Origin of the sequence: Advenella mandrilli, assembly GCF_016595155.1 — a bacterium.
Lineage (GTDB): Bacteria > Pseudomonadota > Gammaproteobacteria > Burkholderiales > Burkholderiaceae_B > Advenella > Advenella mandrilli.
The window spans coordinates 35310-50462 of the sequence record NZ_JAENGP010000005.1 but is presented as its reverse complement, the minus strand read 5'-3'; the positions used below and the strand labels follow the sequence as shown (position 1 = coordinate 50462).

The following is a 15153-nucleotide window of genomic DNA, read 5'->3' as shown; positions in this document are numbered from 1 at the left end:
CGACCCAGCCTTACTTGGTTTAAATATATGAATTAACTTGTTGAATACCGATGAAGTCCGAGCGCTCATGACTGACCACCCACGATTTGCCGAACCCCAAATCCTGTACGTACAACCTGTACGTACAACCTGTACGTACAACCTGTACGTACAGGTGCATTATTGTACGTTGTCATAAAATTGTCAACCAAAAATTTAATTTGCTAAACCAAAGGCAAAGCCTATCTGGAAGCAACCAGACGGCGTGGTTTACCGCGCCATTGGCCAATATTAAAAAACCCCAAAAAGCAGGCAGCGTGTCCAGCTTTTTGGGGCTCACAGTGGTTAGCGTAGAGGGCCTTTCAGCCCATCATCAACATCAGGATCCCGCCGATAAAAAGGCAAATGGCTGGGTTTGCTCAAAAGAGGACGAAACTTCGCCTGCATACACCTTGCTTGCCATGTGCCCCAAATCCAGCTTCAGGGCTTTGGATGGATCCAGGCCAAAATCGATTTTTTTCAGGTCTACCCAGAAAGTGTTGGGACTGAAAGCCGATTCAAAGAAATAATTCAAATGCTTGTGATCAACCACGGTTCGCCAGCGTGTTGACGATATATTCGGTTCTGTTTCAGAAGCAATGCCATAAGGAACCGAGACATTGCGAATGACCCCAAACATACTGGCCAAGGAGTCGGCAATAGGGGCTTTTTGCGGGATGGCATCCACATAAAACGAAGCGCGCACGAAACGGTCCGCCGCCCGGTTAGTACCCGGTAACATCACGGTGCCGCCAATTTGTTTCCAGTAAGCGTTAAGCGCCAACTGATCACTAAATACGGGCGAGTTGGTCATGACCTGGTATTTCCGGTCATGGTGAATCACCTGCTTGCCACCAATATATTCAACAATGGCGCTATCGCCGGAGGCATCCGATAATGAAAGATGCAACGTTGCCAGGCGACCCTGCCCCGGAACCTGATCGGACACCAGGGTAAAGGGTTCTTTTTCCAGTGCCTTGACCGCTTCATCGACTGTGGCGAAACTATCCAGCATGTATTGCGCCCACAGAGAAATGTTCAATCCAGGTTTGCTGTCAGGGGTAAATGTTGGGTATTCTGATTCGACCAACCATAACAGGTTAACAGCCAGGCCTTTTTCATTAAGGCCGTCAGTGGTGGCAATATCATAACCCGTGGCAACCAGACTGCCATACTTGGACTCCCAGGCAAGAGAGTTTGCGCCTGCCTGCCCTTCGCGTTTCACCCCACGGGGCAATGCCCACAGATTGGTGCCCACATCCATTTTCCAGTCCATTGAGCGAGCGGTAATAATCTGCTGCTCTTCGCCTAAATAAACCACTCGTGTACATGCCATAGCTATTGTTATCCCATTTAAAAGTAATGAAGAGACCAGCAAAAGCTGGCTTGCGCGTAGATCTGCCTCAGAATTTCCAGGTCAGTCCCAGAAACGGCCCCGTTAATTTTGTATCAAGCCGCGTTCCCTTATGCCTGTAATCCAGGTCAAGGTAACGATACCCGGTTGATACATAGATATTTTCATTGACTTGATAATTAACACTTAAGGCGAATTGTTTTGTTTTCTCGGAACCCGCACCAAAACCGCCAATATCACCATACGCCAGTACAGACCAACTTGGGTCCAACTTGACATTGGCGCGCAATGCCACAACCGGATCAACAAAAGTTTGTATGCTGGACTTCTGTTCACCGATAACTGGGACACTAACAGCGCCACGGGCACGCCAGACCCGCGCACCTGCCATCACATCCAGTGTTACCCATGAATCATCAATTGCGCGGTATCCACCGGTTAGCGTAAGGGCACCCAGACGTAACTTACCCCTTGCTGAAATACCAGGATAAATCTGCCCTTTTCTGGAAAGACTTGCATATAACAAGTCTCCGGCCACAACGAAGCGTTCTTTTCTGGCAAAAGCATTAACAAAAAAAGCGGCATCCAGATCTTTCAATGTCTCGGAAAAAGATCTCTCATAGGAAATGGTGGGGGCTCCTGTAAAAGGCCTGATATCGCCCCCCATACCCGTTGCCCAGACATAAGGGGTAATTTGCCCTTGCCAACCGGTATTCTGTGCGAAAGCCACTGATGAAACCAGGCAACAGGCCAGGACAGAAATGCCCGCCTGAAGCGTTGGTCGTGAGCGCCTTAGATAGGACTGAACCATTCCTGCATCCTTTTGAATATATTTGATGGTGCCGCTTAAAGGCCCAAGAATTCGAAGGGTTTGGATTCCTCGAATTTATCATTGACCACACCTGAGAAAATATTGGCCTGATTGGGACCAAGGTCCAGTTTTTGGACTTTGCCTGTTTTTTCAGAAAAATCAATATTGTTGAGTTCAACCCAGAAAACGTTGGGCGTCAATGCGCTCTCAAAAAAGTACAGCATGCGCTTCTGGTCAGCCACGGTACGCCAGCGGGTTGATGAAATATTAGGCTGATCAGGGGTACTGATGCCAAAGGGCACAGACACGTTGCGGATAACGCTGAACACGCTGGCAATGGTCTTGCGCGCGTCTTCTTCACGAGGAATGGCATTAACATAGAAAGCGGCGCGCGTAAAACGGTCAGCGGCACGGTTGGTACCCGGCAGCATGACAGTACCACCAATCTCGGTCCAATACGAATGCAATGCAAGCTGGCGCTCAAACGTTGGTGAATTGGTCAGAACCTGATATTCACGACTGTGATGAATCACCGCCTTGCCATCAATATATTCCACAATGGCACTATCACCACTGGCATCAGATATGGCCAAATGTAGCGTGGCCAACCTGTTTTGCCCCGGTACGTCGCTTGAGACGACTGTGTAAGGCTGCTTGCGCAGTGCGTCAACCGCCTCTTGAACCGTTGCAAAGTTATCCAGAATATATTGTCCCCAGGCAGCAATACTCAGACCCGGTGCAGAGCCTTCCTTAAACTCAGGGTAACTGGACTCAACCAGCCACAGCAGGTTGGCAACCAGTCCGGCTTCATTCATGCCGTCTGTGGTTGAAATGTCATAACCCGATGAAATCACGCTGCCATATTTTGAGGTCCAGCGAAGGGAGTTCTCTCCGGCCTGGCCATTTCTTTCCATGCCCCGGGGGAAAACCCACAGATTGGTTTCCACATCAACGCTCCAGTCCATTGAGCGAGCGGTAAGGACTTGATCATCAACGCCATGATAGACTAATCGGGTGCAAGCCAATGCTGTGGTGCCCACAAGCATGGTTGCTACAAGCGCTGTTGCGGCGGTTTTTCGTAAAGCGTTGGTGAATAAAGACATGCTAACTATCCTTTAAATATAGAGGGAGTAACTGTTTTATGAAACCAGGGCGTTCTGTTCAGAATAAAACATACTCTGGCCTCGTGGTTTGCATCACTGAACAAGGCTGAGATTAAGAACAGATGTTTATCCTGCGCAAGACTCATACCCATCGCCGGTTTCCGTTTTCTTGACAAGGTAAATCTGTTGGTATGGAGAGTTTTTACGCGCTTAAATTGTAGCAATCTTTTACTGTAATTCTTAATATCTGTCAATGTGACCTTACAACCGATCTAACTTTTGGACGTTAAAAATACAGGGGTATTTTATGACTAAATTTTATTCAACAACTTGACTTCTTCCCCTCCCTAAAGAAGCTGTCGCAAAAGGCAGGGGTTTTGTGGCAAATTAATGATAAAAAAAGCCCCGGCTTTCATAGGAAAGTAAGGGCCTTCTCTTCAGTACTGCCATCAAGCAGTATAGGTATTTTTTGGCGTCTCCGACAGGAATCGAACCTGTATCAAGAGCTTCGGAAACTCTCATTCTATCCATTGAACTACGGAGACTGACATAACCAGCAATTGTACCTTATTAATATTAATCGCCGCTACTATTTAATAAGTTTTCTATTTAAAAGATAAGCCAAATCATAAAACATGCCGTTGCTTTGTCATATAAGACACGTTAAAACAGCATTTTAAGGGAGAATGCGGTTGGAATTCATACAAAATTCAGGTAGTGTCGCTATAATTCATCACTATAATCTAATCACCCGTGTATCTTTAGTAAGTATAATGCATACTCACAATACTAAATTACCGGCTTTAACAACCCACTCATCTTTGCGCAAACAAAAAACCGTAGGATTTTATCCATGAGCGAACAAACCGTACACAACGAAGAACACCAAAGCCCCATCAAATCACCCAAGCAACTCATTGCTGTCGTGGTATTGTCATTTCTGGTGCCTGTCATCGCCATCATTCTGCTGGTAAAACTGGTAGACACAACACCAAGAACGGGGCATGGTTCAGATGCCATGTCTCATGAGGCCATTGCCGCCCGCATCGCTCCGGTCGCTTTGTACAACGTTACCATTGTAGAAGAAGTCGAAGACACCGGCCCCAAACAATTGCTGACCGGCGAAGCCCTGTACAACAAGCTTTGCATGGCCTGTCATGATGCCGGTATAGCCGGCGCGCCCAAAATTGGTGACACTGCGGCATGGGCTCCACGTATAGCAGCAGGTCAAGACACCCTTTTCAAGCACTCACTGGAAGGCTTTAACGCCATGCCTGCCAAAGGTGGCGATACCAGCCTGGATGATCTTGAAGTAGAACGTGCTGTTGTATACATGGTGAACAAATCCGGCGGTTCTTTAACCGAACCCGAAGCACCTGCAGCGCAATAATATAACGCGCTACGCAACAACTAAAAAGCCTTCGGCCATATATGCCGAAGGCTTTTTTATTCATTTACGCTTCTGTAGTGCCCGTTTTTTTCTGCAGCATTTCTTTTAATTTCACCAGCCTTTCCTTGGGACTCATACCCTGGTATGGATCTTGCAGTTGCTGCTTGCCACTGTCCAGCCCCATTTCACCAATAAAACGGGAAGGTTCACGAATCAGATCTTCACGTGCCCGACGACGTTTTTTACACCAGGTTAAAGTCAGGTGGAACTGTGCCCGCGTAATGCCAACATACATTAACCTGCGCTCTTCCTGGATACGCACATCCAGCGCCTCGGCATCTTTATTGGCATCGCCGTATTCATCATCCTTGCCCATATGGGGCAACAAGCCTTCTTCTACACCCACCATGTGCACATAAGGATACTCCAGCCCCTTGGAGGCATGGATAGTCGTCAACTTGACAGCATCCGGCTCCTCATCCTCTTCACTACGTTCAAGCATGGTAATAAGAGCGATATGCTGCACCAGCTGCATCAGGTTAAGGCCATCTTCCTGTGCCTTGCGCTTAAGCCAGTCCACCAGCTCCAGCACATTCAACCAGCGATTTTCCGCCGTCCGCTCTTCCTGGGTTTCATACAGGTAATGCTCGTAATTCATGTATTTAAGAATATCATCCAGCAACACATCGGCCGGTGCCGGCTGCACAGCCTGGACCGGATCAGCCTTGCCCTTGCTGGCACGCCATTGAATAGTCTGGATGAATTTGGCAAACACCCGCATGGGTTCAAGCTGCCGATTGGCAATTTTATCTTCCAGTCCTTCTTCAAAAACCGCATCAAAAAGCGAGCATTTTTTTTCAACCGCATGTTCACCTAATGCCGTCAGGGTGGCCTGGCCAACCCCTCGCCTTGGTGTAGTAACCGCCCGAATAAAGGCCGGATCATCTTCTTCATTGGCGATCAGCCTTAAATAAGACAAGACATCCCGCACTTCGGCTTTGTCAAAAAAACTTTGCCCACCTGAAATGGTATAAGGAATACGCAATTGCCTGAACGTCTGTTCGATAATACGGGCCTGATGATTACCCCGGTAAAGGACCGCGTAATCTTTCCACTGGGCATTACGCTCAAAACGGGAGGCCGATATGCGCATGCCCACCGACTCAGCTTCGGCCTCTTCGTTATCCATGGAAATAACCTGAATAGGTTCACCCCTGCCCAGGTTTGACCAGAGTTTCTTGCCAAACAGGTTGGGATTTTTTGAAATAACCTGGTTAGCCGCATTAAGCACGGTTTCCACCGAGCGATAGTTTTGCTCCAGCTTGATTAATTTCAGGCTTTTATAATCTTTAGTCAGTTTGGCCAGGTTCTCGATGGTGGCACCACGCCAGGCATAAATGGCCTGGTCGTCATCCCCCACAGCGGTAAACATATTCCTGAAACCGGTTAATTGCTTCACCCACTCATACTGGCAAACATTGGTATCCTGGTATTCATCAACCAGCAGGTATTTCACCCGTTTTTGCCAACGCTCACGCACTTCGGCATTTTGCATCATCAACTGGGCCGGCAGGCGAACCAGATCATCAAAATCCACCGACTGGTATGCCTTAAGGGTGGCATCATAACTGCGATACACCAGGGCGGCATCCACCTCGTCAGGGGTTTGTGCGAGTCTTTCGGCCATATCCGGGCTGACCAGGTCATTTTTCCAGAGCGAGATTTTTTGCTGCACCATACGAATCCGCCCCTTGTCGGTGGTTGCCAGCATTTCCTGCACAATCCCATAGGTATCATTGGCGTCCAGAATGGAAAACTGCGGTTTCAGGCCGGCGTGTGCCGCTTCTTCCCGCAAGAACCTGACACCCAGCGAATGAAAGGTACTGATAATCAACCCTTTCATGAGTTTACGGTCAATCAGCGTTTTAATCCGCTCTGCCATTTCCCTGGCCGCCTTATTGGTAAACGTAAGCGCCACAACCCCTTTGGCCTCATAGCCGCACGTATTGATCAGGTAGGCAATTTTCCGGGTAATCACACTTGTCTTGCCACTTCCCGCACCGGCCAATACCAGGCAAGGTCCGTCCAGGTACAGGACCGCTTCACGTTGGGCATCATTCAGACCATCAAGATTAGTTGTGCTCATATTTCAAGGGGATCCACTTCGGTAAAGTAACGAATACGGTGACGTCTGCCAATATCCTGCACCAGCGGCAACCAATACCCAAGAAAGGCCTGCAAAACAGGTCGCGAAGCCGATTCGATCAACAGCTGGGCCCGTTCTACATGCGCCACCCGGACAATCCTTAAGGGAACAGGGTCATACATATTAATAACGGCCTGAAAACCGGCCAGTTGCGGCTCGGTGATTAACTGTTGCTTGGTTTCTTGCAAAAACTGCATGGCTTCATTCACGGTTTTGGCCTGGGCAGTTATTAGGACATGGTGGGAAAAAGGAGGCAAGCTGGTAATTTTACGCTCTTCCAGGCTGGCATTGGCAAAGGTATCATAATTATGCCGTATCAGCGCCTGGTAAACCGCCTGTTCGGGATACGCAGTTTGAATCAGTACTTCGCCGCCCGCCACATGCCTGCCCGCCCTGCCTGACACCTGGACAAGCTGGGCAAAAAGTTTTTCGGGTGCCCTGAAATCGGAAGAAAACAGCATGGCATCGGCATTCAGCACACACACCAGGCCAAGCTTGCGAAAATCATGCCCCTTGGCCACCATCTGCGTGCCAACCAATATATCAATTTCGCCCGAATGCACCCGGTCAAACAATTGGCGGGCACTACCCTTCAGGCGAGTGCTGTCCGCATCAATCCGCTCTACACAAGCGTCGGGAAAAACGTCCCGCAGAAATTCTTCAACCCGCTGGGTTCCCCTGCCCAGCATTTCCAGGTCCTGGTTACCGCAATCGGGACATTTGACTGGCACCCTGCCGTAATAACCGCAATGATGACATTGCAGGACATTACCATGCCCGGGCATGCGATGCATGACCGTATAAACCGAACAGCGCGGACACTGACTCATCCAGCTGCATGAAGCACAATGAATGACAGGCGCATAACCACGCCGGTTAAGGAACACCAGGGATTGCTCACCCCGCTCAAACCGTTCACGGATAGACTGCAAGACTACCGGTGCAAACCCCTGCTCAAGCTTGAGCTGCTTGGTGTCAACCAGCTTGATGGCAGGCATATAGGTGGTTTTGGCGCGTTTTGTCAGGCTTAGCTTGAGATACCGGCCAACATTGGCATGATGCCAGCTTTCCAGTGACGGCGTGGCTGACCCCAGCACCACGGGAATGCTCAGCTGATGTGCGCGCCAGATGGCCAAATCCCGTGCCGAATATCGCAAACCCTCTTGTTGCTTATAAGAGGCGTCATGCTCTTCATCAACAATAATCAGGCCGGACTCTTGTAAAGGAGCAAAAATAGCCATCCGGGTTCCCAGCACAACCCTGGCCTGGCCGCGCTGTATGGCCACCCAGGCTTTCAGGCGTTCGCCATCTGCCAGACCGCTATGCAAGACCGCAATACCATCCAGGCCAACCACCTGCTGGAAGCGGGCCAGCAAAGCCTGCTCAAATTGCGGTGTAAGGTTAATTTCGGGCACCAGAAAAAGCACCTGTTTGCCTTTGGTCAGGACATCCAGCGCCAGATGCAAATAGACTTCGGTTTTACCGCTACCAGTCACGCCGTGCAACAGGACGGTTTTAAACCCCTCAATGGCCTGTACGGCATCCACGGCATCCTGCTGCTCAGGATTAAGCACATACATTTTATCTTCGGGTGGCTCGGGTGTCTTGCCTGTTTTTTTTCTGCGGTCAAGCCGGGCAACCGGCCCTCCCTTGGACAACTTGCCAGTATAAGATCCCGGTTTTCTAAGTGTCGAAGGCATGGCTGGCAACAGGACCTCTCCCACCGGACGATGATAATACGAAGCGGCAAACTGACCAAAATCCAGCCAATCCTGCGGCAAGGCAGGTAAATCATCAAAAACCATCAGGATATCTTTAACCTGATCTTCGGGGTAAGAAGGGCTTTCCATGGTTTCCAGCACAATGCCAACCAGTTCCCGCCGGCCAAAAGGAACCAGCACCCGTTGCCCCTTGGCTGCCTTAAGGGACGCAGGCACACGATAATCAAATGGGCCCGCCAAAGGAACGTCCAATGCAACACGAATCCATTGCGTATGTTTCAAATCCTTCTTCCTGAAAATTGCCTGACAAGCGATTAGGGGTGGCTTCAAGCCACCATCCATAGGCATTGATTATCTGTGGTGAATGGCAGGGCCACAAGCTGTGGATAACTTTGGGGAAAAGTATATTGATAACTCTTTAAAAAGATGACAATAAATGAATATTTCTAATAAATGATACTAGAAATTAATATTTATCGTTTAATATCAAACACTTAAGATGACTTCCTGAATTTTTTTTAATAAAGGGCAAATATTACCCTTTATTAAAACTGTGCACAACTTCAATTAACCGTGCATTTTCCGGCTATAAGAATGCACTTCATCCACCAATGCAGTCACCCTTTCCGGATTGGTAAACTGGGAAATGCCATGCCCCAGATTGAAGACATGTCCACCTTTTCCAACCGGACCAAAATCATCAATAACCCGGCGCACTTCCTGGCGCACCGACGCTTCGCTGCCAAACAGGCTCATGGGATCCAGGTTACCCTGCAGGGCTACGGCATCGTTAACACGGGCACGAGCCTTGCCAAGGTTAACGGTCCAGTCAAGCCCAATGGCGTCGCAACCCGAAGTTAAAATATCTTCCAGCCACAAGCCACCGCCCTTGGTAAAGACAATCACCGGAATTTTCTGGCCATTGTATTCACGCAACAAGCCATCGCAAACCTGCTTCATGTAAGCCAGCGAAAACTGCTGGTACAGGCCATCAGCCAAGGCACCGCCCCAGCTGTCAAAAATCATCACGGCCTGGGCACCTGCCTTGATTTGTTCGTTCAGGTACTGGGTAGTGGTTTGGGCGGTAATATCCAGAATTTTGTGCAAAAGCGCCGGCTGCGTATACAGCATGGTTTTAATGGTACGGTAGTCGGCAGAGCTTTGGCCCTCTACCATATAACAGCCAACCGTCCAGGGGCTGCCTGCAAACCCGATTAGCGGCACACGGCCATTAAGGGAGCTTCTGATTTGAGCAACCGCATCAAACACATAACGCAACTCGTTCATATCAGGAACGGCCAGTTTGTTGATGTCATCTTCGGTACGTAAAGGGCGGGCAAAACGCGGGCCCTCACCGTTAACAAAATCAAGCCCCAGCCCCATTGCATCAGGGATCATCAGGATATCTGAAAACAAAATAGCCGCATCCAGCGGAAAACGGTCCAGGGGTTGAATGGTGACCTCTGTCGCAAAATCCGGGTTTTTGGCAAGCCCTAAAAAAGAGCCTGCGGTACTTCTGGTTTGTTTATACTCGGCCAGATAACGGCCAGCCTGCCTCATGAGCCAAACCGGCGTGTAAGAAACCGGCTGGCGCTGCAAGGCGCGAAGGAAAGTATCGTTTTGTAATGTAGCGTCAACCACAGCAATCCCTTTTAATAATGAATCAAGAATTTTAACTGATTCAGGCACTTGCGGGGTGACAGTAGCGAACTAAACCATATCTTTGAATGAATCCGCCTTAATACCATGCTTTTGCATTAAGGCCCAAAATGCCCGTCGGTGCTTTTCGGAGGCCCTGGCCGCCATGGCAATATTACCCCCACACCTGAACAGGGCATTTGTAATATAAAACTGTTCAAAATGGGCAACGACAACGGATTTGGCTTCTTTATAGGATTTGGCCTGGTTGGCTAATTCCTTGCAACACGTTTCAGCCTCAAAAACAGGCGTTATGGATTTGGAAGCGGATTTCACCGAATTGATGATTCTATGGGTATCCCCACGGATTTTATCTTGCAATAGCGGCGACATTAACCCGTCAAGCAATTGCTTTTCATTTGCATGCCGCATAATCATCAGCAGACGAACTCTTAATTCTTCGATGTTGTCTGGTTCAAAAGCGAAATCAGCCACACCAAGACAAACCAGGTCATACATGGCGACAGGATGTATTTCCTTGGTTAGCGCCACCACCGGCGGCAATAATGATGTATGGGTCTGCTGCAGCAGCATTCTGGACCATACCAGCGAATCCTGGGAAACAGGAAGCAGAATGAAATCAAATCGTTGCAACCTTTGTGACAGGTTTGATAAAACGGAAGGGTCAGGATAACTCTCTTGAAATTGTTCCTGGACAGAAAACGCATCCGCAGAACACCCGTCCTCTGTCAGGCTAACGGGATACAGGTTCAGTTTCCGGGTATTTACATTTACCGTTTCGATAAAGGCCCGTATTCTTTTTTCAAAAGCAGGCACGATCAAAACACCACAATCCAGACATTCACGCATTGTTAACTCCTTTATTAAAGTTCATGACTATCCGAATAATAACAATTAATCATAATTAGTAACAATTGTTGCTTTCCACAACAACGAACACTCATTATTTACGGTCTTTTTTTAAAAATTCCTTATTTTTCAATTGATTATTTAAGAAAGGCTCAATTTCCCTTGCAATGCCCTAGGGAAAACCCTATAATGGAAACCACTTACTTAATACACTCAATTCAAGAGAGATAACACATGAAAACCGCAATGAATTCCAATATCGCCCTTAGCGACAACCTTGAGCGCGAACTTATTTCACAGGCCATCAGCGAAGAGCGTCCTGTTAATCTGGTAAAAATGTTTAAAGCCGTTATATCTTCAGTTGCCAGTGCTTTTGGCGTATTTGTCGACATGTTCAAAGACACAGAAAAAGCCATTGACCAAGCTGACCGTAAAAATCACAGCACAGGTGGTTTCAGCTGGTAAATCAGTCCAGTACAAAAAAGCATTCTCTGCTTATACATAAATTCCCATGTCTTATCCCTACAAAAGGGAAAGTACCCTGGATTGAGAAGTAACAAAAAAAGCTAATAGATTTAAATCTATTAGCTTTTTTTATGCCTTGGGCAAAGATAGCCGGCTTGTTATTTGCCTGCCTGAAAAACCACCAGGAATACCAGGCAAAACAAGCCACCAACTACAGCATTAATCTACGCTAATGCCGCCCTTGCGGATAACATCACCCCAGGTTTTGGTTTCGGCAGAAATGAACTCGCCAAACTGCGCGGGTGTGTTTTTCTCAACAACCGCACCCAAACCATCTAGCTGTTCAACCACTTCGGGTTTGGACAGGACTTTTTCAATGGTAAGGTTTAGTTTATCTACGATTTCTTTTGGTGTGCCGGCGGGTGCAACAATGCCGAACCAGGAGTCAACCGTGAAATTGGGGTAACCCAATTCCTGAAGGGTAGGTACATCAGGGAAAGCCGGAGAACGGCTAGCGGAAGTAATGGCAAATGGCTTTAATGAGCCGGCATTGATGTGAGGAGCCGAAGAAGGCATGTTATCGAACATAACATGAACCTGGCCGCCCAAAAGGGCTGTCATGGCCGGACCACTGCCTTTATAAGGAATATGCAGCATCTGGACATCAGCCTGCTGCTTGAAAAGTTCACCAGACAAGTGCATGGACGTACCTGAGCCTGAAGAACCATAAACCACCTCTTCAGGTTTGGATGTTGCGTACTCGACCAACTCTTTCACCGAGTTATAGGGCATGTCTTTGTTGGCAACCAGCACGTTAGGTACCTTGGCAACCAGTGCAACAGGCGCAAAATCCTTCTCAACATCAAACTTGATGTTGGTATACAGTGTTTGGTTAATGGTGGTGGTAATGGCCATCATTAGCAATGTATAACCATCAGGCTTGGCACGTGCAACCTGGTCGGTGGCAATATTACTGCCGGCACCGGCTTTGTTTTCAACGACAAAGGTTTCACCCAGCTCTTCAGTCAGGCCTTTGGCAACAATACGCGCCAAAACGTCGGTGGTGCCGCCAGGACTAAAACCAACAACTATTCTTGCCGCGTGATCTGGGTAGTTGCTTTGTGCCTTGGCAGGAGAGGTCATGGCCATAAAACCAAGACCCAGGCTCATGGCCAGCGCAGCGATGCGAAACGGGGAACGCCCTTTCATATGAAATTTCCTTTAATATAATGTTTTGACAGCCTGAACGTTTTCTTAATAAGCAAGATAACATTTTATTATGGCTGTACTTATTACAAACAATACTATTATAGATGACTCATGAACAACAATATCAAAACTCGTAGTGGCGGACAAATTCTTGTTGATCAACTAATAACACAAGGCGTAGATCACGTTTTTTGTGTGCCCGGCGAAAGCTATCTTGCCGTGCTTGATGCCCTGCACGATGTCGATATCCAGGTTACCGTATGCCGGCAAGAAGGCGGGGCTGCCATGATGGCCGATGCTTATGGAAAACTAACCGGCCGCCCGGGTATTTGCATGGTTACCCGCGGACCGGGTGCAAGCAACGCCTTTGCGGGCATTCATATTGCCATGCAAGACTCTACCCCTTTAATTGTTTTTGTTGGCCAGATTGAAACTGGCATGCGTGAACGCGATGCTTTCCAGGAAGTAGATTACCGCGCTGTTTTCGGCACCCAAACCAAATGGACCACCGAAATTGATGATGCCAGCCGCATTCCCGAGTTAATTTCCCGTGCCTTTCATGTCGCGACCTCCGGCCGCCCCGGGCCGGTCGTTATTGCCCTGCCCGAAGATATGCTGGTTCAGCTTTGTGCCGTTGCCGATGCGCCCCGCGTACAGGCCGTAGAGTCTGCCCCCACCCAGTCCCAGATAGATTCGCTTGAAAAGCTGTTGAATGAAGCCAAAAACCCGCTGGCCATTTTAGGCGGCAGCCGCTGGACCGAAGAAAGCGTGAATGCCTTTGCCCGCTTTGCGGAAAAAGCCCAGCTGCCAGTAGCCGTCCAGTTCAGGCGTCAAATGCTCTTTCCTGCCAACCACCCCTGCTTTGCCGGTGATATTGGCCTGGGCATTAACCCAAAGTTGCTAAAACGTTTTGAGCAAGCAGATGCCGTCCTGCTGGTGGGGGGCCGTATGTCTGAAGTTCCTTCACAAAGTTATACCGCGCTTTCCATCCCGGTGCCAAAGCAAAAACTGGTGCACGTTCACCCCGACAGCCAGGAACTGAACCGGGTATACCAGGCACAACTGCCCATTAATGCCAGCCCTGCCGAATTCACACGTTCTCTTGAAAAACTGGATGTCAAACCGGCAGCCAACCGTGAGGCACTCGTCAGCCAGGCCCATAGCGAATACCTGGCATGGAGCGACCCGTCTACGGTCAATGTTCCTGGCAAGCTGCAAATGCCGCATATCATGCAATACCTCGAAGCCAATCTTGCACCAGACACCATCATGACCAACGGCGCCGGCAACTATGCGACCTGGCTACACCGTTTCCATCGCTTCACCCAGTTCGGTACCCAACTGGCACCCACCTCGGGGTCCATGGGCTATGGCGTTCCAGCGGCCGTGGCTGCAAAACGCCTGTTACCAGACACACCCGTCGTTTGCTTTGCCGGGGACGGCTGCTTCATGATGCACGGCCAGGAATTTGCGACTGCCGTACAGTATGGCTTGAATATTATTGTGCTAATTTTTGACAATACCATGTATGGCACCATCCGCATGCACCAGGAAAAACATTACCCTGGACGGGTTAGTGCCACCCATCTGCAAAACCCCGACTTTGCCGCCTATGCCACAGCCTTTGGCGGGCACGGAGAACGGGTAGAAAGCAATGAGGAATTTGGCCCTGCATTTGAACGGGCCATTACAAGTGGCAAACCGGCCATTTTGCATTGCCTTATTGATCCGCAAGCGATTACACCATCTGCCACTATTGACCAGATCCGTGCCGCTGCGTTGAAATAGAGCAAAATACTTAATAGGCCACAAAGCCTGCTGGCAAATTTCCAGACAGGCTTTGCATTCTATATATTCAGTCTCCGCCCGGCATTTTGGGCCGGCAATAAAAATAGCGCCCGAAGGCGCTATTTTTATACTTCTTTTGTCGCTTAGTGGCGATTTTTCATTTGAGTCAGGCGACGGGCGGCGCTAACCTGAGCGGCCAACATGGCCAGCTCGGCTTCAACCACCGCAATCTCTGTCTTGTCACGTGCATTACGCAACGCTTCTTCAGCCTGTTCACGCGCCTTGACCGCTTTAGCTTCGTCAAGGTCTGCCGCGCGAATTGCTGTATCAGACAGTACCGTTACGCCATACGGCTGAACTTCAATGATGCCGCCAGCCACAAATACCAGCTCTTCTGCACCATCTTCACGAACAATTTTCACTGTTCCGGGACGGATACGAGAGATCAGTGGTGTGTGGCCAGGAAGAATACCCAGTTCACCCGCTTCACCAGGCAAAGCAACGAATTTTGCCTCACCGGCAAAAATCGACTCTTCCGCACTTACCACATCAACATGTATAGTAGCCATAGCTATTCCTT

Annotated in this window: 12 protein-coding genes and 1 tRNA gene; 3 read left to right on the top strand and 10 right to left on the bottom strand. The window is 48.9% G+C overall.

Annotated elements, in window-relative coordinates; all coding sequences use genetic code 11:
- Positions 1-358 precede the first annotated feature (358 nt).
- From JHL22_RS05930 to JHL22_RS05915, 4 genes are all read right to left on the bottom strand, one after another.
- On the bottom strand, positions 359-1354 hold the full coding sequence (locus tag JHL22_RS05930; protein ID WP_200234962.1) for a linear amide C-N hydrolase: 996 nt from the start codon (positions 1352-1354) through the stop codon (positions 359-361).
- A gap of 67 nt (positions 1355-1421) precedes the next feature.
- Positions 1422-2183, bottom strand: coding sequence for a porin family protein (locus tag JHL22_RS05925; RefSeq protein WP_200234960.1), 762 nt, complete (start codon positions 2181-2183; stop codon positions 1422-1424).
- A gap of 35 nt (positions 2184-2218) precedes the next feature.
- Entirely contained in the window at positions 2219-3286 is a 1068-nt protein-coding gene (locus JHL22_RS05920) for a linear amide C-N hydrolase (protein ID WP_200234958.1), read from the bottom strand.
- A gap of 470 nt (positions 3287-3756) precedes the next feature.
- Positions 3757-3831, bottom strand: a tRNA-Arg gene (locus JHL22_RS05915).
- 308 nt (positions 3832-4139) lie between these two features.
- Here JHL22_RS05915 and JHL22_RS05910 point away from each other — a divergent pair.
- Entirely contained in the window at positions 4140-4676 is a 537-nt protein-coding gene (locus JHL22_RS05910; protein WP_200234956.1) for a c-type cytochrome, read from the top strand.
- Between the two features lie 64 nt (positions 4677-4740).
- Here JHL22_RS05910 and JHL22_RS05905 read toward each other — a convergent pair whose 3' ends face one another.
- The 4 genes from JHL22_RS05905 to JHL22_RS05890 form a co-directional block, all read right to left on the bottom strand.
- A complete protein-coding gene (locus JHL22_RS05905; RefSeq protein WP_200234954.1) occupies positions 4741-6822 on the bottom strand; it encodes a UvrD-helicase domain-containing protein in 2082 nt (693 codons plus the stop codon).
- Positions 6819-8885, bottom strand: a complete 2067-nt coding sequence (locus JHL22_RS05900) for a primosomal protein N' (RefSeq protein WP_234041146.1) — start codon at positions 8883-8885, stop codon at positions 6819-6821. Before JHL22_RS05900 ends, JHL22_RS05905 begins: the two co-directional genes overlap by 4 nt.
- Before the next feature lie 285 nt (positions 8886-9170).
- Entirely contained in the window at positions 9171-10244 is a 1074-nt protein-coding gene (gene hemE, locus JHL22_RS05895) for a uroporphyrinogen decarboxylase (protein WP_200234952.1), read from the bottom strand.
- A 69-nt stretch (positions 10245-10313) separates the two neighbouring features.
- Positions 10314-11111, bottom strand: a complete 798-nt coding sequence (locus JHL22_RS05890) for a hypothetical protein (RefSeq protein ID WP_200234950.1) — start codon at positions 11109-11111, stop codon at positions 10314-10316.
- Positions 11112-11345: 234 nt separating this feature from the next.
- Here JHL22_RS05890 and JHL22_RS05885 point away from each other — a divergent pair, with 234 nt between their 5' ends.
- Positions 11346-11576: a hypothetical protein gene (locus tag JHL22_RS05885; protein ID WP_200234948.1), complete on the top strand. Its 231-nt coding sequence runs from the start codon at positions 11346-11348 to the stop codon at positions 11574-11576.
- A 219-nt stretch (positions 11577-11795) separates the two neighbouring features.
- Here the strand turns inward: JHL22_RS05885 and JHL22_RS05880 are convergent, their stop codons facing one another.
- The gene (locus JHL22_RS05880; protein ID WP_200234945.1) at positions 11796-12785 is read right to left on the bottom strand and encodes a Bug family tripartite tricarboxylate transporter substrate binding protein; all 990 of its coding nucleotides are present in this window, start codon (positions 12783-12785) and stop codon (positions 11796-11798) included.
- Positions 12786-12896: 111 nt separating this feature from the next.
- Between JHL22_RS05880 and JHL22_RS05875 the strand changes: the two genes are divergently transcribed.
- The gene (locus JHL22_RS05875) at positions 12897-14573 is read left to right on the top strand and encodes a thiamine pyrophosphate-binding protein (protein ID WP_200234943.1); all 1677 of its coding nucleotides are present in this window, start codon (positions 12897-12899) and stop codon (positions 14571-14573) included.
- Between the two features lie 143 nt (positions 14574-14716).
- On the opposite strand, the gene JHL22_RS05870 is transcribed toward JHL22_RS05875, so the two are convergent.
- Entirely contained in the window at positions 14717-15142 is a 426-nt protein-coding gene (locus JHL22_RS05870; protein ID WP_189384538.1) for a F0F1 ATP synthase subunit epsilon, read from the bottom strand.
- Positions 15143-15153 lie beyond the last annotated feature (11 nt).